Below are 21,172 nucleotides of genomic sequence, written 5' to 3'. Positions count from 1 at the left end.
CCCTGTTGTGAAAAACGAAAGACGACGAAAGGGAAAGCGCGCGTGCTCAGCCGGCCTCGCGCAGTGACGGCAGCTTCGCCACCAGCCGCAGCGACACCGTCAGCCCCTCCAGCTGGAAGTGCGGCCGCAGGAAGAACTTGGCGTTGTAGTAGCCGGGGTTGCCCTCCAGCTCCTCAACCACCACCTCGGCAGCAGCCAGGGGTCGGCGGGCCTTGGTGTCCTGCGAGGAGTTGGACGGGTCGGCGTCGACGTAATTCATGATCCAGCCGTTCAGCCAGCGCTGCATGTCGTCGCGCTCCTTGAAGGTGCCGATCTTGTCGCGCACGATGCACTTGAGGTAATGCGCGAAGCGCGTGGTCGCGAACAGGTACGGCAGGCGCGCCGACAGGTTCGCGTTGGCCGTCGCATCGGGGTCGTGGTACTCCTGCGGCCGCTGCAGCGACTGCGCGCCGATGAAGGCCGCGTGGTCGGTGTTCTTGCGGTGCACCAGCGGGATCAGGCCGGCCTTGGCCAGTTCGGCCTCGCGCCGGTCGGAGATGGCGATCTCGGTCGGGCACTTCATGTCGATGCCGCCGTCGTCCGTGGGGAAGGTGTGGCAGGGCAGGTTCTGCACGGTGCCGCCCGACTCCACGCCGCGGATCATGGTGCACCAGCCGTAGAGCTTGAAGCTGCGGTTGATGTTGACGGCCATGGCATAGGCCGCATTGCTCCACACGTAGTGGCGGTGATCGGCACCGTCGGTCTCTTCCTCGAAATCGAACTCATCGACGGGGTTGGTCTTGGCGCCGTAGGGCAGGCGCGCCAGGAAGCGCGGCATGGCCAGGCCGACGTAGCGCGAGTCCTCGGTGTCGCGCAGCGAGTTCCAGGGCGCATGCTCCAGGTTCGACGTGATCTTGGCCAGGTCGCGCGGATTGGCCAGCTCCTGCCACGACTCCATGCCCAGCAGCGAGGGCGAGGCGCCGGCGATGAAGGGCGTGTGCGCTGCGGCCGACACCTTGGCCATGGCGCTCAGCAGTTCGACGTCCGGCGGCGTGTGGTCGAAGTAGTAGTCGGCCACCAGGCAGCCGTAGGGCTCGCCGCCCAGCTGGCCGTATTCCTCTTCGTACACGCGCTTGAAGATGGGGCTTTGGTCCCAGGCCACGCCCTTGTGGCGCCGCAGCGTGCGCCGCACCTCGTCCTTGGAGATGTCGAGGAAGCGGATCTTCAGCTTCTCGTCGGTTTCGGTGTTGGAGACCAGGTGGTGCATGCCGCGCCAGGCCGACTCCAGCTTCTGGAACTCCTCCTTGTGCAGCACCAGGTTGATCTGCTCGGACAGCTTGCGGTCGATCTCGGCGATGACGGCCTCGATGCTGCTGTAGGCATCGTCGGAGATGGTGACGGCGTTGACCAGCGCCTGCTCGGCCAGCGTGCGGACGGCGGCTTCGACGGCCTCGCGGGCCTCGTCGGTCTTGGGCTTGAATTCGCGGTCCAGCAGCGAGGCGAATTCGTTCGGGTCGGCCAGCAGCTCGCGCGTGCCGGCGGGGGATTCGAGGGTGGCGGTACTCATGGCGATGGGTTCTCCCTGAGGGTTCTTGGCGAAGGTGTGGAAAACGGGCGGTGGCTCAACGCTCGGCGGCGGGTTCGGCCTCGGTGCGCTTGGGCGCGGCCACCAGGGCCTTGAGCAGCGCCGGGTCCTGCATCAGCTGGTTGATCAGGCTTTCGGCGCCGGCCTTGCCGTCCATGTAGGTCTGCAGATTGGCCAGCTGGGTACGGGCCTCCAGCAGGCGGCGCAGCGGTTCGACCTGGCGCGCCACGGCGGCCGGCGAAAAGTCCTCGATGCTGTCGAAGCTGATGTCGACCATCAGTTGACCTTCGCCCGTCAGCGTGTTGGGGACCGAGAAGGCCACGCGCGGCTGGATGGCCTTCATGCGCTCGTCGAAGTTGTCGATGTCGATGTCGAGGAACTTGCGCTCGCCGACGGCGGGCAGCGGCTCGACCGGCTTGCCGGAGAGGTCGGCGAGCACGCCCATCACGAAGGGCAACTCGACCTTCTTCTCGGACCCGTAGATTTCCACGTCGTACTCGATCTGCACGCGGGGCGCGCGGTTGCGCGCGATGAACTTCTGGCTGCTGTTGCTCATAGGCTCCCTTGAGGGTTGGTGACGAAGCGTCGGTGGGTGGAAGAAAAGCGGAAGACGGAATGCGGCGCGTCGCGCGCGTCAGCCGGGCACGTCGGCGTAGTGCGGCATGCAGCGGATGCGCGGCATGGCCGTTGCCGTGTCCTGGGTCGGGGCTTCGGCCAGGCCCAGGGCGATCGCTTCGAGCGCCCGCCCCTCGGCCAGGGCCTCGAGCCAGCAGCGCGCGAGTTCGGGCAGCAGGTCCTGCTCGATGAGCGTGATGAGCCGGCGCACGCCGGTCTCGTGGGCGCCGCAGGCGCGCACCAGGTGCGCGGCCACGTCCGCGTCGTGCCTCAGGGCGATGCCGTGCTGCTCCTGCAGGCGCCGTGCGACGCGCGCCAGTTGCAGGCCGACGATGGTGTCGAGCGCGGAATCCTCCAGCGGCCGGTACGGGATGACGGTCGTGCGGCCCAGGAAGGCCGCGGGAAACACGCGGCGCAGCGAGGGCAGCACCAGGTCCTGCAGTTCGCGCTGCGGCCGGTCGAGGGCGCCGCGTTCGTGGGCGTCCATCAATGCCTCGGCCCCCGCATTGCTGGTCAGCAGGATGGTGCAGTTGCGGAAGTCGATGCGCCGGCCCTCGCCATCTTCCATCCAGCCTTTGTCGAAGACCTGGAAGAACAGCTCGTGCACGTCCGGATGGGCTTTCTCCACCTCGTCGAGCAGCACCACGCTGTAGGGCCTGCGGCGCACGGCCTCGGTGAGCACCCCGCCTTCGCCGTAGCCCACGTAGCCCGGCGGCGAGCCCTTGAGCGTGGAGACGGTGTGCGGCTCCTGGAACTCGCTCATGTTGATGGTCACCATGTTCTGCGGGCCACCGTAGAGCGCGTCCGCGAGCGCCAGGGCCGTCTCGGTCTTGCCGACACCGGAAGGGCCGACGAGCAGGAACACGCCCACGGGCTTGTCCGGGTCGGTGAGCCCCGCCTTGGCGGCCTGCACCCGGTCGGCGATGGCGCGCGTGGCGGCAGGCTGGCCGATGACACGGGCCTCCAGTTGCGGATGCAGCCCGAAGACGGCCTGCACGTCGTCGCGCACCATGCGGCGTACCGGGATCCCGGTCCAGTCCGCGAGCACATCCGCCACCACCGCCTGCCCCACTTCCGCCAGGGCGAGCGGCTCGCCGGACACGGCGTCGCGCCATTGCCGTTCCAGATCGGCCAGCATGGTGCGGCTGCCGGCAGCGGCCGTCCTGGTGTCCGGCTGCGGCGTGGCTGGACTGTCCAGCAGGGTCTGGCGCACGGCGGCGATGCGGCTGGCCAGATCGGCCTGCTGCTGCCAGCGGGCATGGGCCTGGGCCAGTTCGGTGCGGACGGCCACCAGGGCCTGTTCGGCGACGCCGAGCGTCGCGGCCGCTTCGGCACCGCCCAGACCCAGCGCCGCCTGCTGGCCCAGCAAGGCGGTCTCGGCTTCGAGCGCGGCCACGCGGTGGCGCAGGCGCTCCACGGCGGCGGGCGGCGCATGGACCGACAGGGCCACGCGGGCGCAGGCCGTGTCAAGCAGGCTGATCGCCTTGTCGGGCAGCTGCCGCGCTGGCAGGTAGCGGCGCGAGAGCGTCACCGCGGCGCGGATCGCTTCGTCCAGGATCAGCACCCCATGGTGCGCGGCGAAGGCGCCGGTAAGGCCGCGCACCATCTCGATGGCCAGCTCCTCCCCGGGCTCGGCCACCTGGAGCACCTGGAAGCGCCGGGTGAGCGCGGGATCCTTTTCGATGTGGCGCTTGTACTCGGCCCAGGTCGTCGCCCCGATGGTGCGCAATGCGCCACGCGCCAATGCGGGCTTGAGCAGGTTGGCCGCGTCGCCTGTGCCGGCCTGGCCACCGGCGCCCACCAGCGTGTGGACCTCGTCCACGAACAGGATCACCGGCGGCACGGCCTGGGTCGCGGCTTCGAGCAGAGCCTTGAGGCGGGACTCGAATTCGCCGCGCACCCCGGCCCCGGCCAGCATGGCGCCCAGGTCCACGCCCAGCAGGCGATGGTTGGCCAGCGCGGGCGGCACCTCGCCGCGGGCGATGGCTAGCGCCAGCCCTTCGACCACGGCCGTCTTGCCCACACCCGCCTCGCCGGTGAGCAGCGGATTGTTCTGCCGGCGCCGCAGCAGGATGTCGACGAGGCCGCGCACCTCCAGCTGGCGCCCGATGACGGGATCGATCCTGCCCTCACGGGCTCGCGCGGTGAGGTCGGTGCAGTAGCGGTCCAGCGCCGAGGCGCCACCGCCCGTGGCGCCGGCCAGCGCCGGGCCATCCGCAGCGGCGGGCTCGGTGGCCGCAGCCCCGCCGGCCTGCGCGCCTTCGCGGCTCTCGGGCGAATCTTGCGTGATGGCCGGCAGCGCCTCGACCAGCCGCTGTGCATCGATGCGGCGCAGCGCCGGCACGATGCGCAACAGCTGGGCACGCCGCTCCGGCGCCTGGAGCATGGCCACCAGCAGCCAGGCACTGCGGATGCTCTCGCCGCCGAATTCCAGGCTGGCGACCACCCACGCCTGTTCGACCGCCTCGCTCACGTGGTGCGAGATGTCGGTGAGCGAACTGGCGCCGGCGGGCAGCGCGGCGAGGGCGGCGGCCAGCCCCGCATCCACTTCGTCGGGCCGGATGTCGAAGTGCCGCACCACCCGGTGCATGTCGCTGTCCGCCGCCTGCCAGAGCTGGTGCAGCCAGTGCGTCACCTCGACGTAGGGATTGCCGCGCAAGCGGGCAAAGGCCGCTGCCGACTCGATGGCGCGGAACAGCGTGGTGTTCAGCTTGCCGAACAGGGCGCGTCGGGAGATGGCCATCAGCGTGCCCCGCCTTCGACACGCGCCCGCCCAGGCGGGGACATCCGGCACCCGGCGTCCGACCGCGGGCCATTGCGCGACACGGGCCGGTGATCGACACCGGCTTCTGCGACGGCCACGGCCGCCCGCACGAGGACCTCCACGATCCTGGTTGAAGCACGCACCTGGTTTTCTCCCTGATTTGTTGTTGCCGCTCTTCGGCGACGCCACGATTTAAGCGGAGAAGAAGGCGCCTTCAGCCCTGGCCGCTGAAGAATCCAGGCATCCCGTGACTTAATGCACGGCTTTAACAATCACCACTTGGTGTCCCACTCAGCAGCATGTTGAACACCGTTTCCCATTCGTGAAAACGCACGGAAATGACTCACGAGGCGGCGCAGAAGCGTCATGAAAAAGCCCGTTGCCGGCGCCAAAACAAAAAGGCCGCCGGCCCTGTGGGACCGGCGGCCTTCGCTGGCGCGAGCACGCAGACTTCAGTATTTCAGCGTCGCACTTTCCCGCAGTTCCTCGGCCGTTGCCGTGCCGAAGCCGAAGAACTCCAGGTAGGCCGGAATCATCTCGAACAGCATGTCCGTGCCCACCTGCACCTGGCAACCGCGCGCCATGGCGGCCTTGAGCAGCGGCGTGTATTCGGTCTTCATCACGACCTCGCCGACGAAGGTGGTGGGCGCGATGCGCTCGACGTCGAAGGGCAGCGGGTCGCCTTCCTTCATGCCGAGCGGCGTGGCGTTGACCACCACGTCGTAACCCGCCGGGTCGTTGGAGCCGGTGCTCACCGTCAGTTGGGGATAGTGCGCTCGCAGCCGTTCGGCCAGGCCTTCGACCGAGGCCGTGTTCAGGTCGAACAGCGACAGGTGCGCCGCACCCGCTGCAGCGATGGAGGCAGCGATGGCGCAGCCCACGCCACCCGAACCCGAGACCAGCACGCGCGCACCGCGGAAGCTTCGGCCCTTGCGCTCCACGCCGCGCACGAAGCCGGCCCCATCGAACTGGTCGCCCAGGAGCGTGCCGTCCGCACGCAGCAGCACGGCATTGCACGCACCCGCGATTCGCGCGGTGGGCGTGGTCTCGTGCACCAGCGACATGGTCGTGACCTTGTGCGGCATGGTGACCAGCGCGCCGCGGATGTTGCTCATGCGGAACAGCAGCGGCAGGAAGGCCGCATAGTCCTCGGGCTTCACGCCCATCGGCACCACCACCGCATCGATGCCCTTCTTGTCGAACCAGGGGTTATAGATCATCGGAGCCTTGAAGCTCTCGGTGGGATAGCCGATGTGGGCGATGAGGGTGGTCTTGCCGGAAATCATGGATGCAGTCGTGGGGGGGCGGAAAACGCTGAAAGCGATCAGCCCTGGCGGCCCCGGGGCGCCTGGGCGATCTCGGCCTGGAGTTCGGCCGGGTAGATGATCTGCCGCAGGAAGCCGGCGTCCTCGCGCACGAGGGCCGCGGCCTGCGGCAGGTCGAAGTAGTCGAAGTAGTGGGCCATCTGCTGGATCAGCATCTCGAAGCCCGGCTGCGCCTGCAGCCCGCGCGCACGCGCGGCGCGCACCAGGGGCGTGGGCTGGCCGCGCAGCAGGATGTCGAAGACGGCCGCATGCGGCGCCAGGCGGGCCACGTCGCAGGGCAAGGTCTCTTCGCCCTGCAGGCCCACCTGGGTGGCATTGATGACCAGGTCATAGCCCGACGGATCGGCCGAGGCCGCAGCGACCACCTCGGCATCGAAGGCGGCGTCGATGCGCGCCGCGGTGCCCGCCGCCTTGCCCGCCGCCGGGTCGTAGAAGGCGATGTGGCGTGCGCCATCGTCGCCGCCGCCTTCCGCCAGCGAGACCCCGATGGCGGCCGCGCTCACGCCCGCGCCCAGGATCAGCACGCGCTGCCCGCGGAAGGGAATGCCGAACCAGTCCAGCGCACCGACGATGCCTTCGCCGTCGAACAGATCGCCTTCGAGTTCGCCGCTCTTCGTGCGCCGCACGATGTTGACCGAGCCCGCCACGCGCGCGAACAGGCCGCAGCCGTCGAGCAGGTCCACCGCCAGCGGCTTGTGCGGCGGCGCGATCAGCATGCCGCGGACGTTGTGGCCCAGGAAGCTTGCCTTGAGCCACACCGCGAAGTCGCGTGCGCGCACCTGCACCGGCACCATCACGGCGTCGATGCCGCAGCGCTCGAAGACGGCGTTGAACATGCGCGGCAGGCGCACGTTGGTGACGGGGTCGCCAGGGATGAGGTAGAGGTCGGTCTTGCCGGTGATGGAAGCCATCGGGTCGTTCACTCCAGGGGTCGGGATGCGCCAGTGGAAACGGGATCACGGCCGCAGAACAACGGCCGCGACTGTAGAAGGCAGGTCGGCCGCGCGTCAGGCAGCGGCGGGGTATCGCGTTCGATAATCGCCCAACACTGAACGATCAACGAACGTCTTAAGGGTTTGTACGTGGTCTCCCAACGCCGTGCACCTGCACCCGCCGCCGAATCGCTGCACGCGGACGACAGCGTCGATTCTCCGCCCTCCGCCGACGCCCTGGGGCAGGACGAGCACGCGCCCGCCGGCCTCGACCGCCGCGACTGGATCGCCGGCCTGGAGCGCGGCGTCGGCATCATCGAAGCCTTCGACGACGCCCATCCGCGCATGACCGCCAGCGAGGCCGGCCAGCGCACCGGGCTCACCCGCACCGCCGCGCGCCGCTACCTGCTGACGCTGCAGCACATGGGCTACGTGGCGAGCGACGGCAAGCTGTTCTGGCTCACGCCACGGGTGCTGCGGCTGGGCCAGTCCTACCTGGATTCGGCGCGGCTGCCGCGCATCGCGCAGCCCTTCCTGCAGCGCGTGGCGGTGGGCACGCACGAGACGGCCTACCTCAGCGTGCTGGACGGCGACGACGTGGTCTACATCGCCCGCAACGGCCCGCAGCGGCAGATGAGCACCGGCTACGTGCTGGGCGCGCGCGTGCCGGCGCAGACCACGGCCGCGGGCCTGCTCATGCTGGCCTTGCTGCCGGACGCCGCGGCGCAGGCCTGGTGGGCGGGCCGCAAGCTGCAGGTGTTCACCTCGTTCACGCTGGCCGACCCGGACGCCCTGCAGCGCGAGATGGCGCGCATCCGTGCCCAGGACTGGGCCCTGTCCGAGCAGCAGCTGGACCTGAACTCGCGCGGCATCGCCGTGCCGCTGCGCGACCACCACGGCGAGGTGCACGGCGCACTCAACGTCACGATGCCGATGGGCCAGGAGGGCAGCGAGGCCGCCGTGGCCCGCGTGCTGCCCGTGCTGCGCGAGGCGGCCCAGGCGATGCGCAACCTCATCTGACGGCAGCTCGCACGGCCCCATGAAAAACGCCCGCCGGCCGGAGCCGGCGGGCGGGCGCGTCGATGCGGGAGCGACGTCGGGTCAGGCCACCAGGCGGCGGCGCGCGTCCTCGTACTCCTTGCGCAGCTGCGCGATGAAGTCGGCCGCCGGCTGCACCTTCTTGATGGCGCCGATGCCCTGCCCCGAACCCCAGATGTCCTTCCAGGCCTTGGCCTTGCTGCCTTCGCCGGTGGCGAAGTTCATGGTCTTGACGTCGCCTTCCGGCAGATTGGCCGGGTCCATGCCGGCCGCCACGATGCTGGGCGCCAGGTAGTTGCCGTGCACGCCGGTGAACAGGTTCGAATAGACGATGTCGTCCGAGGTGCCGTCGACGATGCCCTGCTTGTAGGCCTCGCTGGCGCGCGCTTCCTCGGTGGCGATGAAGGCGCTGCCGATGTAGGCGAAGTCGGCACCCATGGCCTGCGCGGCCAGCACGGCACTGCCCGTGGCGATGGAACCCGACAGCGCCACCGGGCCGTCGAACCATTCCCGGATTTCCTGGACCAGCGCGAAGGGGCTCTTCACGCCCGCATGGCCGCCGGCACCGGCCGCCACGGCGATCAGGCCGTCGGCGCCCTTCTCGATCGCCTTCTTCGCGAAGCTGTTGTTGATCACGTCGTGCAGCGTCACGCCGCCGTAGCTGTGCACCGCGTCATTGACGTCGGTGCGCGCGCCGAGGGACGTGATGATGATCGGCACCTTGTACTTCACCACCAGTTCCATGTCGTGCTCGAGCCGGTCGTTGCTCTTGTGCACGATCTGGTTGATGGCGAAGGGCGCGGCCGGCTTGTCGGGGTTGGCCTTGTTGTGGGCCGCCAGCGCTTCGGTGATCTCGGCCAGCCATTCGTCCAGCTGCGCCGCCGGGCGCGCGTTGAGGGCGGGCATCGAGCCGACCACGCCGGCCTTGCATTGCGCGATCACCAGCTGGGGATTGCTGATGATGAACAGGGGCGAGCCGATGATGGGCAGCGGCAGGTGCGCGAGCGCGCCGGGCAGTCTGGACATGGGAAGTCTCCTCTCGGGTGAATCGATGGTTCGGGGCAAGTTATAGGGGCCGGCCGCCGCGCCTGCCGTCCGATGGGCGACAGGCGGGCATCGCCGGCGGCGGACTCAGAAGGCGTCGAGCGGCAGGGCCGTGACGCTGGCGGCGCCGCCGACGATGGCATCGCGCGTGGCGCCGGCCTTCACCAGGATGTGCTCGGCATAGAAGCGCGCGGTGGCCACCTTGGCCTGCATGAAGGCCGCGTCCTGCGCCTGCGCCTCGGGCGTCAGCGCCACCAGCAGCGAACGGGCGAGCTGCCAGCCCGCCACCAGGTTGCCGGCCAGCATCAGGTAGGGGACGCTGCCCGCGTACGCGGCATTGGGGTCGGCCTTGGCCTGGCTGGCGATGAAGTCCACCACGTCCAGGTAGGCCTGGCGGGCGGCCTTCAGGCGCAGGGCCACGGCCTTGGCATCGTCGCTGGGGCTGGCCAGCAGCTCGGCCTCGGTCGTCTCGACCTGCGCGGCGATGGCGCGTGCGGCCTGGCCGCCGTCGCGGGCCGTCTTGCGGCCCACCAGGTCGTTGGCCTGGATGGCGGTCGTGCCTTCGTAGATGGTCAGGATCTTGGCGTCGCGGTAGTACTGGGCGGCGCCCGTCTCCTCGATGAAGCCCATGCCGCCATGCACCTGCACGCCCAGGCTGGTCACTTCCAGGCTCATCTCGGTGCTGTAGCCCTTGACCAGCGGCACCAGGAATTCATAGAAGGCCTGGTTCTGCCTGCGCACCTCCGCGTCTTCATGGTGGTGCGCGGCGTCGTAGGCGGCGGCGGCCACGGTTGCCATGGCGCGGCAGCCTTCGGTGAAGGCACGCATGGTCATCAGCATGCGGCGCACGTCGGGGTGATGGATGATCGGCGCGCTCTTCATCATCGACCCGTCGACCGGCCGGCTCTGTACGCGTTCGCGCGCATAGGCCACGGCGTGCTGGTAGGCCCGCTCGGCCACCGCGATGCCCTGCACGCCCACGGCATAGCGGGCGGCGTTCATCATGATGAACATGTACTCCAGGCCGCGGTTTTCCTCGCCGACCAGGTAGCCGATGGCACCGCCGTGGTCCCCGTACTGGAGCACGGCGGTGGGGCTGGCCTTGATGCCCAGCTTGTGCTCGATGCTGACGCAGTGAACGTCGTTGCGCGCGCCCAGCGAGCCATCGTCATTGACCATGAACTTGGGCACCACGAACAGGCTGATGCCCTTGACGCCCTCCGGCGCGCCGCTCACGCGGGCCAGCACCAGGTGCACGATGTTCGGCGCCATGTCGTGCTCGCCGTAGGTGATGTAGATCTTGGTGCCGAAGACCTTGTAGCTGCCGTCGGCCTGCGGCTCGGCGCGGGTGCGCACCAGCGCCAGGTCGCTGCCGGCCTGGGGCTCGGTCAGGTTCATGGTGCCGGTCCATTCGCCGCTCACCAGCTTCTCGAGGTAGGTGCTCTTGAGCTGGTCGGAGCCAGCAGTGAGCAGCGCCTCGATGGCGCCGTCAGTCAGCAGCGGGCACAGCGCGAAGCTGAGGTTGGCGCTGTTGACCATCTCGCCGCAGGCCGCGCCGATGGTCTTGGGCAGGCCCTGGCCGCCGAAGTCGACGGGATGCTGCAGGCCCTGCCAGCCGCCCTCGGCGTACTGGCGGAAGGCCTCCTTGAAGCCGGGCGTGGTGCGCACCGCGCCGTCCTTGAAGGACGAGGGGTCGCGGTCGCCCGCCACGTTCAGCGGCGCGATCACGTCCTGCGTCAGCTTGGCGCATTCCTCCAGCACGGCGGCGGCGGTGTCCAGGCCCGCGTCGCCGAATCCCGGCATCCGGGCAATCTCGTCGATGCGCGCCAGATGCTGGATGTCGAACAGCATGTCCTTGATGGGCGCGGTGTAGCTCATGGTGTCTCCTCGAATGGCGATGGCGGATGGAAGCGTCGGCCGAGCATTCGGACGACGAAGCTGCACGCGGCGCCCGTCGGCCCGCAGCGAAGAAAAAAGGGCATCGCGAACGATGCCCTTGCGTCAGTGCGCTGGCGCGGGGCCGGGCCTCAGAGCGCCTTCACCAGCTCCGGCACGGCCGTGAACAGGTCGGCTTCGAGGCCGTAGTCGGCCACGCTGAAGATCGGCGCCTCGGGGTCCTTGTTGATCGCCACGATCACCTTGGAGTCCTTCATGCCCGCCAAGTGCTGGATGGCGCCCGAGATGCCCGCGGCCACGTACAGTTGCGGCGCCACGATCTTGCCCGTCTGGCCGACCTGCAGGTCGTTGGGCGCGTAGCCCGCGTCCACCGCGGCGCGGCTGGCACCGATGGCAGCGCCCAGCTTGTCGGCCAGCGGCGTCATCACTTCCTGGAACTTCTCGCTGCTGCCCAGGGCGCGGCCACCCGAGACGATGATCTTGGCGGCGGTCAGTTCGGGGCGGTCGCTCTTGCTCACCTCGCGGCCCACGAAGGCGCTCTTGCCGCTGTCGGCCGCGGCGTCCTTGGTCTCGACCTGCGCGCTGCCGCCGGTGGCAGCCGCCGCATCGAAGCCGGTGGTGCGCACGGTGATCACCTTCTTGGCATCGGCCGATTGCACGGTGGCGATGGCGTTGCCGGCGTAGATCGGGCGCTCGAAGGTGTCGGGGCTGTCCACCTTGGTGATGTCGCTGATCTGGGCCACGTCCAGCTTGGCGGCCACGCGGGGGGCCACGTTCTTGCCGGCGGCGGTGGCCGGGAACAGGATGTGGCTGTAGTCGCCGGCCAGCGCCAGTACCTGGGCCGCGACGTTCTCGGCCAGGCCGTCGGCCAGACTCGCGCCGTCGGCATGGATCACCTTGGCCACGCCGGCGATCTGCGCGGCGGCCTGGGCGGCGGCGCCGGCGTTCTGGCCGGCCACCAGCACGTGCACCTCGCCGCCGCAGGCAGCGGCGGCCGTGACGGTGTTCAGCGTGGCGGGCTTGATCGACTGGTTGTCGTGTTCGGCAATGACGAGTGCGGACATGTTCAGATCACCTTGGCTTCGTTCTTGAGCTTGTCGACCAGTGCGGCGACGTCGGGCACCTTCACGCCGGCGCCGCGCTTGGGCGGCTCGCTGACCTTCAGGGTCTTCAGGCGCGGCTTCACGTCCACGCCCAGGTCCTCGGGCTTGACGGTGTCCAGCGGCTTCTTCTTGGCCTTCATGATGTTGGGCAGCGTGACGTAGCGCGGCTCGTTCAGGCGCAGGTCGGTGGTGACCACGGCCGGCAGGCCGATGCTCAGGGTTTCCAGGCCGCCGTCGACTTCGCGCGTGACCTTGGCCTTGTCGCCTTCGACCTCGACCTTGCTGGCGAAGGCGGCTTGCGGCAGGTCGGCCAGGGCGGCGAGCATCTGGCCGGTCTGGTTGGCGTCGTCGTCGATGGCCTGCTTGCCCAGGATGATGAGCGAGGGCTGCTCCTTGTCGACCAGGGCCTTGAGCAGCTTGGCGACGGCCAGGGGCTGCAGCTCTTCGGTGGTCTCGACCAGGATGCCGCGGTCGGCACCGATGGCCATGGCGGTGCGCAGGGTCTCCTGGCACTTGGCTTCGCCGCAGCTGACGGCGATGACTTCTGTGGCCACGCCCTTTTCCTTCAGACGCACCGCCTCTTCCACGGCGATCTCGTCGAAGGGGTTCATGCTCATCTTGACGTTGGCGATGTCCACCCCGCTGCCGTCGCTCTTGACGCGCACTTTCACGTTGTAGTCGACGACCCGCTTGACGGGGACCAGGATCTTCATTGGTTTGACTCCGTTGATGGCAAAAGGCGTGTTGCAGTGCAACCCAACTCAACATTCTAGGACTCGCCCTTGCGCGCATGCCCGATGCGGGTCGGGCTGCTGCCGAGCGAGTGCGACGGGCAACAATCGAAAAAGAACGATCGTGCTTTTTTGAAGATTATAGTGACGCAATCGCCTGGCGCTGCAGCATTGGCGACAGGCGCCGAGGGGCAAAGCCCGAAAGGCGGCGCGCCTGGCGCTACGCCGCCTCCGCGCGGCTGCCGCTTCCGTCCGCCGCGTCACGCATCGGCAAACCAGCGCCCGGCGGCACCGACGCCACATGCACCACGCGCTGCGGATAGGGAATGTCCACCCCCGCCTGCCGCAAACCCTGCAGCACCGCGACGTTGACCGCCGAGCGCACGCTGTCCTTGCCCTTGTCCGGGTCGCTGATCCAGTAATTGAGCGTGAACTCCAGCCCGTCGGCCGCGAAGTTGGTGAGAAAGGCCACGGGCCTGGGGTCCTCCAGCACCCGGTCCTGGGCGGCGGCTGCCTCGCACAGGATGGCCTGCACCTGCGCCACGTCGCTGTCGTAGCCGACGGCGATCACGGTGTTGAGGTTGGTCTTCAGGTCGGCCTGCGTCAGGTTCTCGACGCGGTTGGTGATGATCGTCTCGTTGGGCACGATGGCTTGGCGGCCGTTGCCCGCGCGGATGAGCGTGTAGCGGGTCTTGATGTCCGTGATGCGGCCCTCGAAGGTGTCCACCTTCACGCTGTCGCCGATGCGGATGGAGCGCTCCAGCAGGATCACGAAGCCGCTCACGTAATTGGCCGCCAGCTTCTGCAGGCCCAGGCCCAGGCCGACGCCCAGCGCGCCGCCGAGCACCGACAGCGCCGTCAGGTCCACGCCCACGGCCGACAGCGCGAACAGCAGGCCGATCAGCAGCAGGCCCGCGCGCACCGCGTTCGAGGCCACCTTGCGCATCGACAGGTCGCTCACCGCCGGCGTGAGCAGCCGCTTCTCGATGGTGGACGAGATCCACAGCGTGATCATCAGCACCACGCCGCACGACAGCACGCCTTCGAACAGCGTGCGCAGGCTGACGCGCGTCTTGCCGAAGCCCAGGTTGATGGCCTCCAGTTCGGCCAGCACCGGCGGCAGCAGCCCGACGATCCACAGGATGGCCGCCGCCCAGGCGACCCAGGAGATGGTGCGCTCCACCAGCCGCACCAGCGCCGAAGCCGGAAACACGCGCCGCAGCACCCGCGCGAAGAGGCGGATGGCGAGCAGCGCCAGGAAGATCGACACCGCCACCCGCAAGAGCAGCGTGGGCTGCACCGTGAGCAGCAGCCGGCGGGCCAGGTCGGTGAAGGCCAGCGCCAGCAGCGGGAAGAGCAGGCCGTCGAAGCTGCGTTCGCCGAACCAGATCGAGTCCGCCGGCTGGTCGCGGCCGAACCAGCGGGTCACGCCCCAGGCCAGCAGCAGGCACAGGGCCAGGGCGGCGATCTCGATCCACAGCGTGCGGGCATGCACCTCGGAGAGGCGCTGTACGAATCCATTCCAGTCGAGCATGCGCTGGCGGCTTTCCCTCCAGGGGAAAGGTCACGGGAGTTGCGGAATCGGCGAGGGTACCAAGCCGTGTCGCCTGCGCCATCGAGCGCCGACGGCCGGCCGCGCCGCACGGCACGGCGCCGACGCACAATCGCCGGCCCATGCCGCGCCGACGCTCACGCGACCACCACCACGTCTACGTCGTGCTGCTGTCCGAGCGCGTGTGGAACGAGCCGGCCTTCCGCCGCGCCAATCCCGACCACGACATCCTCAAGCCCTGCGTCTACGTCGGCATGACGGGCCTGGACCCGGACCTGCGCTTCGACCGGCACATGGCCGGCGTGCAGGCCAACCGCTTCGTGCTGAAGTACGGCGTGCGGCTCATGCCCGAGCTGTACGAGGCCTACAACCCCATGCCCTACCGGGCGGCCGCCGAGATGGAAGTGGAACTGGCCATCGGCCTGCGCGAGGCGGGCTACGGCGTGTGGCAGGCCTGATGCGATGCCTGAAACTCAGAGATCGGCCAGCACCCGCACGTGCGCCTCGACGCTGCGCGCCAGCGCGTCGAGGTTGTAGCCGCCTTCCAGCAGCGAGACGATGCGGCCCTTGGCATGCCGGTCGGCCACCTCGCGGATGCGGCTGGTGATCCAGACGTAGTCGTTCTCGTTGAGGCCGAGCTGGCCCAGGTCGTCCTCGCGATGGGCGTCGAAGCCGGCGCTCACGATCACCAGCTCGGGCCGGAAGGCCTCCAGCCGGGGCATCCAGACGGCCTCGATCATCTCGCGCACGTCCATGCCGCGGGTGTAGGCCGGGATGGGCACGTTGACCATGTTGTCGGCCGGATGGTCGGTGCCGCTGAAGGGGTAGAAGGGATGCTGGAAGATGCCCACCATCAGCACCCGCGGGTCGCCGGCCAGGATGTCCTCGGTGCCGTTGCCGTGGTGCACGTCGAAGTCCACCACCGCCACGCGCGAGATGCCATGCTCGTCCAGCGCATGGCGGGCGGCAATGGCGACGTTGTTCAGGAAGCAGAAGCCCATGGCCTGCTCCCGGCAGGCATGGTGGCCGGGCGGACGCACGGCGCAGAAGGCGTTCTGCAGCCGGCCGGCCATCACCGCGTCGGTGGCGGCAATGGCGGCGCCGGCCGCGCGGCGTGCCGCCAGCAGCGTGCCGCGGCAGAGGGAGGTGTCGGGGTCCAAGGGCGCGTGGGCAGGACCGCCGGCGGGCGCATCGGCCACCAGGCGCTGCGACAGCGCTTCCAGCGTCTCCATGTGGTTGGCGCTGTGGGCCCGGGTGATCTGCGCCAGCGTGGCCAGCGGGATGTCGTCGTCGTGGCGCTCCAGCGCATCGGCGACGCCGGTGGCGAGCAGGCGGTCCTCGATGGCGTCGAGGCGCTCGGGGCATTCCGGGTGGCCGCGCCCCATTTCATGCTTCCAGAAATCGCGGTGCGTGTAGTAGCCGGTGTTGCCCATGTCTCGTCTTCTCGTGCATGGCCCCAGGCGGCGGCCGGCCGGGGCGCATGCGCTATCTTCTGCGGATGGATACCAAAATGGACGTGGCCGCCAAGCTCGCCGCCTTGCTGAATCAGCTTAACACGGTGATCGTCGGCAAGCCCGCCCAGGTGCGCGACGGCGTGGCCTGCCTGCTGGCAGGCGGCCACCTGCTGATCGAGGACGTGCCTGGCGTGGGCAAGACCACGCTGGCCCATGCGCTGGCCCACACCTTCGGGCTGCAGTTCTCGCGCGTGCAGTTCACCGCCGACCTGATGCCGGGCGACCTGTCGGGCGTGTCCATCTACGACCGCGGGCAGCAGGGCTTCGTCTTCCACCCCGGACCGGTGTTCACCCAGGTGCTGCTGGCCGACGAGATCAACCGCGCCAGCCCCAAGACGCAGAGCGCGCTGCTGGAGGCCATGGAGGAAAAGCAGGTCACGCTCGAAGGCCAGACGCGGCCGCTGCCGGAGCCCTTCTTCGTCATCGCCACGCAGAACCCGCTGGACCAGCTGGGCACCTTCGCCTTGCCGGAATCGCAGCTGGACCGCTTCCTCATGCGCATCTCGCTGGGCTACCCGGATCGCGCGGCCGAGCTGGCGCTGCTCTCCGGTGCCGACCGGCGCCAGATGCTGGGCAGCCTGCCGGCGCTGCTCACGGCGGACGAGCTGCGGGCCATCCAGCAGCGCGTGCAGCAGGTGCATGCGGCGCCGCCGCTGCTGGCCTACCTGCAGGACCTGATCGAGGCCACGCGCTCCGGCCGGTGGTTCCTGCAGGGCCTGTCGCCGCGCGCCGGCATCGCCGTGCTGCGCGCCGCCAGGGCGCAGGCGCTGCTGGCCGGGCGCGACTACGTGGCGCCCGACGACGTCCAGGCCGTGCTGCCGCAGACCATCGCCCATCGCCTGAATCCCGTGGGCGATGCCGGCCGCGGCGCCGTCGAGCAGGTGCGCGCCATGATGGCCGCGGTGCCGCTGCCCTGAGTCCCCCGACGCCGATGCCCATCGCCCTGCGCCAGCGCGTGGAGACCTGGCTGCTGGCGCGCCGTCCGCCCAGCGACCAGCTCACGCTCACCCAGCGGCAGGTCTACATCCTGCCGACCCGCGCCGGGCTGATGCTGGCGGCCACGCTGCTGGTGCTGCTGGTGGCCGCCATCAACTACCAGCTCAACCTCGGCTACCTGCTGACCTTCCTGATCGCCGGCTGCGTAGCGGCCGGCATGCACGTGGGCCACGCCACGCTGCGCGGCCTGCAACTGCACCTGCTGCCGCCCCTGCCCGGCCACGCCGGCGCGGCGGCCACCCTGCGCGTGGTGATGCACAACCCGGGCCGGCGCACCCGCTTCGGCATCGGCCTGGCAGTGCGCGGCAGCGGCCACTGGGCCTGGACGGACGTGCCGGCGCAGGGCGAGGCCACGGTGGACATCGCCTTCCTGCCGCCGCGCCGTGGCCTGCACGCCGTGCCCACGCTCACGGCAGAAACCCGCTTCCCGATGGGCGCCTTCCGCGTCTGGACCGTATGGCGGCCAGCGGCGCAGCTGCTGGTGTGGCCCGCCCCTGAAGTCGGCGCGCCGCCGCTGCCCACCGGCCCGGCCGATGCCGACAACACCAGCCCGGCGCGGCGCCAGGCCGGCGGCAGCGGCTTCGAGGGCGTGCGCGCCTACCAGCGGGGCGATCCGCTGCGCCAGCTGGTGTGGAAGCGCGTGGCGCGGGCGCAGGCGGCCGGCTCCGAGGAACTGGTCAGCCGCGACAGCCAGCAGTCTTCGCGCCATTCGCTGTGGCTGGACGCCGCCGCCACCGGCCTGCCCGATGCCGAGGCGCGGCTGTCGCGCCTGGCGGCCTGGGTGCTGCAGGCCGACCGGCTGGAGCTGGACTACGGCCTGCGCATCGGCGGGCGCAGCCTGGGGCCGGCACGCGGCGAGGCGCACCGGCGCGCCTGCCTCGAAGCCCTTGCCCTGGCACCCTGAGAAGACGCCGCCATGACCGCCCTGCCCTCGCGCCTGCGCACCCGCGCCGCCAGCCTGCCGCGCGATGCGCGCGACACGCTCTTCCTGCTCGCCGTCATCGCCGTCGTGCTGCTGCCGCAGCTGCCCACCCTGCCCCTGTGGACGGGCGCGCTGGCCGCCGTCGTGCTGCTCTGGCGCGGGCGGCTGGCCGGGCGTTCGGCGCCGCTGCCGGGCCGGGGGTGGCGCATCGGCATGCTGGCGCTGGCCATCGCCGCCACCTGGCTCAGCCACCGCACGCTGATCGGCCGCGAGGCCGGCGTCACGCTGGTGGTGGTGCTGCTGGCGCTCAAGACGCTGGAGCTGCGGGCCCGGCGCGATGCCTTCGTCGTATTCTTCCTCAGCTTCTTCGTCATGCTCACCAGCTTCTTCCAGTCGCAGTCGCTGCTGACGGCGGTGCTGATGCTGGTGGCGCTGCTGGGCCTGCTCACCGCCCTGGTCAACGCCCACATGCCGGTCGGCCGGCCGCCGCTGGCGCAGGCCGCGCGCATCGCCGCCTTCATGACGCTGGCGGGCGCGCCAGTCATGCTGGCGCTGTTCCTCTTCTTCCCGCGCCTGTCGCCGCTGTGGGGCACGCCCAACGACGGCATGACCGGCCGCAGCGGCCTGTCGTCCAGCATGCGGGTGGGCAGCGTCGCGCAGCTGGCGCTGGACGACGGCATCGCCGCCCGGGTGCGATTCGACGGGGGCGAGGCGCCGCCACGCAACACCCTCTATTTCCGCGGCCCGGTGCTGTCGCGCTTCGATGGCGCCGAATGGACGCAGCCCCAACCCTGGGAGCGCGGCCTGCCACAACTGCGCCCGCGCGGCGAACCGGTCGGCTACGAGCTGACGCTGGAACCCAGCAACCGCCCGTGGCTGCTGGCGCTGGACGCCATGCGCACGGCCCCCGCCCTGCCCGATGGCCTGCGCGCCCTGCAGGGCGGCGACCTGCAATGGAGCGTCAACCGCCCCATCGGCGACCTGCTGCGCTACCGCGGCCAGAGCTACCTGGACTTCGACAGCGGCCCGGTGCGCCGCAGCGGCCTGCTGGGGGTCGGCCTCGAACTGCCGCCGGGCAGCAATCCGCGCACCGTCGAACTCGCCCGCCAGCTGCAGGCGCAGACCGGCGGCAGCACGCCGGCGCTGGTCGACGCCGCCCTGCAGCGGCTGCGCACCGGCGGCTACGTCTACACGCTGGAGCCGGGCGTCTACGGCGCGCAGACCGCCGACGAGTTCTGGTTCGACCGCAAGGCCGGCTTCTGCGAACACATCGCCTCGTCCTTCGTCATCCTGATGCGGGCGGCAGGCGTGCCGGCGCGCATCGTCACCGGCTTCCAGGGCGGCGAGATCAACCCGGTGGACGGCTACTGGACGCTGCGCAACAGCGACGCCCATGCCTGGGCCGAGGTGTGGGAGGAAGGCAAGGGCTGGTGGCGCGTGGACCCGACGGCCGCCGTCTCGCCCGAGCGGGTGGGCCAGTTCCGCCGCCTTTCGCCGCCGCCCGGCTTCTTCGCCGGCGCCATCGGCGCCATGAGCCCCACGCTCATGCAGCATGCCCGCGCGCTGTGGGAGGCGGTCAACAACGCCTGGAACCAGCGGGTGCTCAACTACACCCAGAGCCGCCAGTTGGACCTGCTCAAGGCCCTGGGCATGGACAGCCCCAGCCCCGCCGATCTGGCGCGGGTGCTGCTCTTCGCGCTGGTGGCGGCCAGCCTGGGCGGCGCCGCCTGGGCGTGGCGCGAACGCCGCCGCACCGATCCCTGGCTGCGGCTGCTGGCCCGGGCACGCGCCCGGCTCGCAAGCGCCGGCGTGGCCGTGCCGCCCGACAGCGCGCCGCGGCGCATGGCGGAACTGCTGGCGGCGCGTTTCGGCGACGCCGCCGCGCCGACGCACGACTGGTTGCTGCGGCTGGAGGCCCAGCGCTACGCACGCGATCCCGCCGAAGGCCTGGCCGCGCTGCGGCGCGACTTCCGGCGCCTGCGCTGGCCGGTGTGAGGCCGCGCGCCGCCTGGCCCCGTCTTCACCCTTCGGCACAATCGCCCCGATGCGCCCCTTCCCGTTCCTGCCGCTCGCGCTGTGCGCGTCGCTGGCCCTGCCGGCCTTCGACGCCGGCGCCACCTCCAAGCGCGGCGAAGCCCCACGCACCGCCAAGCAGGGCGGCAAGCAGGCCGCCACCAAGCGCACCGCCGCCACGGGCGACAGCTACGCCGGCCGCGCCGAGGCCATGGCCTTCGCCGACGAGATCGCCGCACGCCAGAACCTGGACCCGGCCTGGGTCCGCGCCACGCTCGGCCAGGCCCGCATGCTGCCCAACGTGCCGCGGCTGATGCTGCCGGGTCCGCCCGGCAGCGGCGCCAAGAATTGGGCCGCCTACCGCAGCCGCTTCGTCGAACCCATCCGCATCGGCGCCGGCGTGCGCTTCTGGCGCGACAACGCCGCCACCCTGGCACGCGCCGAGCGCGACTTCGGCGTGCCGGCGGACATCATCGTGGGCATCATCGGCGTCGAGACCATCTACGGCCGCCAGATGGGCGGCTTCCGCGTGCTGGACGCGCTGGCCACCCTGGCCTTCGACTTTCCGCAGGCCCATCCGCGCGCGGCGCAGCGCGAGGCCTTCTTCCGCGGCGAGCTGGAGAACTTCCTCACCCAGGAAGGCCGCACCCATGCCGACCCCACGGCGCCCCTGGGCAGCTACGCCGGCGCCATGGGCATGCCGCAGTTCATGCCCAGCAGCATCGCCAAGTACGCGGTGGATTACGACGGCGACGGCCGCATCGACCTCGTGAACGACCCCGAGGACGTGATCGGCTCCGTCGCCAACTACTTCAAGGCCTTCGGCTGGCAGCCGGGCCTGCCGGCCACCTACGGCGTGCGCATCGACGCGGCCCGCGCCCAGCTGCCCGTGCTGCTGGCGCCGGACATCGTGCCCAGCTTCAGCACCGACGCCTTCGTCGCCGGCGGCGCGCAGCTCGACGCCGACGGGCTGCGCCACCGCGGTCTGCTGGCGCTGATCGAGCTGCAGAACGGCCCCGGCGCACCGCCCAGCTATGTGGCGGGCACGCAGAATTTCTACGTCATCACCCGCTACAACTGGAGCAGCTACTACGCCATGGCCGTGCTCGAACTGGGCGCGGCGGTGCGCGCCGCCATGGCGCCCTGAGGCGCGCTTCCAGGCC

General features: G+C 70.3%; 17 protein-coding genes. 6 read left to right on the top strand and 11 right to left on the bottom strand.

Going from position 1 to position 21,172, the window contains the following annotated elements; translation table 11 throughout:
- Positions 1 to 46: 46 nt before the first annotated feature.
- From tssC to NS331_RS19185, 5 genes are all read right to left on the bottom strand, one after another.
- Positions 47 to 1,546, bottom strand: coding sequence for a type VI secretion system contractile sheath large subunit (gene tssC, locus NS331_RS19205; RefSeq protein WP_058643562.1), 1,500 nt, complete (start codon positions 1,544 to 1,546; stop codon positions 47 to 49).
- Positions 1,547 to 1,601: 55 nt separating this feature from the next.
- On the bottom strand, positions 1,602 to 2,120 hold the full coding sequence (tssB, locus tag NS331_RS19200) for a type VI secretion system contractile sheath small subunit (protein ID WP_058643561.1): 519 nt from the start codon (positions 2,118 to 2,120) through the stop codon (positions 1,602 to 1,604).
- A 78-nt stretch (positions 2,121 to 2,198) separates the two neighbouring features.
- Positions 2,199 to 4,922: a type VI secretion system ATPase TssH gene (gene tssH, locus NS331_RS19195; protein ID WP_082702621.1), complete on the bottom strand. Its 2,724-nt coding sequence runs from the start codon at positions 4,920 to 4,922 to the stop codon at positions 2,199 to 2,201.
- Positions 4,923 to 5,395: 473 nt separating this feature from the next.
- Positions 5,396 to 6,229: a shikimate dehydrogenase family protein gene (locus NS331_RS19190; protein WP_058643560.1), complete on the bottom strand. Its 834-nt coding sequence runs from the start codon at positions 6,227 to 6,229 to the stop codon at positions 5,396 to 5,398.
- A 38-nt stretch (positions 6,230 to 6,267) separates the two neighbouring features.
- Positions 6,268 to 7,179, bottom strand: a complete 912-nt coding sequence (locus NS331_RS19185; RefSeq protein ID WP_058643559.1) for a shikimate dehydrogenase family protein — start codon at positions 7,177 to 7,179, stop codon at positions 6,268 to 6,270.
- Between the two features lie 258 nt (positions 7,180 to 7,437).
- On the opposite strand from NS331_RS19185, the gene NS331_RS19180 reads away from it, so the two are divergent.
- On the top strand, positions 7,438 to 8,220 hold the full coding sequence (locus NS331_RS19180) for an IclR family transcriptional regulator domain-containing protein (RefSeq protein WP_058643579.1): 783 nt from the start codon (positions 7,438 to 7,440) through the stop codon (positions 8,218 to 8,220).
- Between the two features lie 81 nt (positions 8,221 to 8,301).
- Here NS331_RS19180 and NS331_RS19175 read toward each other — a convergent pair whose 3' ends face one another.
- From NS331_RS19175 to NS331_RS19155, 5 genes are all read right to left on the bottom strand, one after another.
- Positions 8,302 to 9,264 carry an NAD(P)H-dependent flavin oxidoreductase gene (locus NS331_RS19175; protein WP_058643558.1) on the bottom strand — a complete coding sequence of 321 codons (963 nt, stop codon included), beginning with the start codon at positions 9,262 to 9,264 and terminating at the stop codon, positions 8,302 to 8,304.
- Positions 9,265 to 9,369: 105 nt separating this feature from the next.
- Entirely contained in the window at positions 9,370 to 11,160 is a 1,791-nt protein-coding gene (locus NS331_RS19170) for an acyl-CoA dehydrogenase (RefSeq protein ID WP_058643557.1), read from the bottom strand.
- A 149-nt stretch (positions 11,161 to 11,309) separates the two neighbouring features.
- Entirely contained in the window at positions 11,310 to 12,242 is a 933-nt protein-coding gene (locus NS331_RS19165; protein ID WP_058643556.1) for an electron transfer flavoprotein subunit alpha/FixB family protein, read from the bottom strand.
- A 2-nt stretch (positions 12,243 to 12,244) separates the two neighbouring features.
- Positions 12,245 to 12,994: an electron transfer flavoprotein subunit beta/FixA family protein gene (locus NS331_RS19160; RefSeq protein ID WP_058643555.1), complete on the bottom strand. Its 750-nt coding sequence runs from the start codon at positions 12,992 to 12,994 to the stop codon at positions 12,245 to 12,247.
- Positions 12,995 to 13,232: 238 nt separating this feature from the next.
- Complete coding sequence (locus NS331_RS19155) at positions 13,233 to 14,546, bottom strand: mechanosensitive ion channel family protein (protein WP_058643554.1); 1,314 nt, start codon at positions 14,544 to 14,546, stop codon at positions 13,233 to 13,235.
- 140 nt (positions 14,547 to 14,686) lie between these two features.
- Here NS331_RS19155 and NS331_RS19150 point away from each other — a divergent pair, with 140 nt between their 5' ends.
- A complete protein-coding gene (locus tag NS331_RS19150) occupies positions 14,687 to 15,022 on the top strand; it encodes a hypothetical protein (protein ID WP_058643553.1) in 336 nt (111 codons plus the stop codon).
- Between the two features lie 15 nt (positions 15,023 to 15,037).
- Here NS331_RS19150 and NS331_RS19145 read toward each other — a convergent pair whose 3' ends face one another.
- Positions 15,038 to 15,997, bottom strand: coding sequence for a histone deacetylase family protein (locus NS331_RS19145; RefSeq protein WP_058643552.1), 960 nt, complete (start codon positions 15,995 to 15,997; stop codon positions 15,038 to 15,040).
- Between the two features lie 77 nt (positions 15,998 to 16,074).
- Here NS331_RS19145 and NS331_RS19140 point away from each other — a divergent pair, with 77 nt between their 5' ends.
- From NS331_RS19140 to mltB, 4 genes are read left to right on the top strand one after another with little or no spacing between them, the layout of a single operon-like run.
- Positions 16,075 to 16,995 carry an AAA family ATPase gene (locus NS331_RS19140; protein WP_058643551.1) on the top strand — a complete coding sequence of 307 codons (921 nt, stop codon included), beginning with the start codon at positions 16,075 to 16,077 and terminating at the stop codon, positions 16,993 to 16,995.
- 14 nt (positions 16,996 to 17,009) lie between these two features.
- The gene (locus NS331_RS19135; protein WP_058643550.1) at positions 17,010 to 17,978 is read left to right on the top strand and encodes a DUF58 domain-containing protein; all 969 of its coding nucleotides are present in this window, start codon (positions 17,010 to 17,012) and stop codon (positions 17,976 to 17,978) included.
- 12 nt (positions 17,979 to 17,990) lie between these two features.
- The gene (locus tag NS331_RS19130; protein ID WP_058643549.1) at positions 17,991 to 19,991 is read left to right on the top strand and encodes a transglutaminase TgpA family protein; all 2,001 of its coding nucleotides are present in this window, start codon (positions 17,991 to 17,993) and stop codon (positions 19,989 to 19,991) included.
- A gap of 49 nt (positions 19,992 to 20,040) precedes the next feature.
- Positions 20,041 to 21,156: a lytic murein transglycosylase B gene (gene mltB, locus NS331_RS19125; protein ID WP_058643548.1), complete on the top strand. Its 1,116-nt coding sequence runs from the start codon at positions 20,041 to 20,043 to the stop codon at positions 21,154 to 21,156.
- Positions 21,157 to 21,172: the final 16 nt, after the last annotated feature.

The organism is Pseudacidovorax intermedius, from assembly GCF_001476815.1.
Lineage (GTDB): Bacteria > Pseudomonadota > Gammaproteobacteria > Burkholderiales > Burkholderiaceae_C > Xenophilus > Xenophilus intermedius_A.
This window is presented reverse-complemented; position numbering and strand designations above follow the sequence as displayed.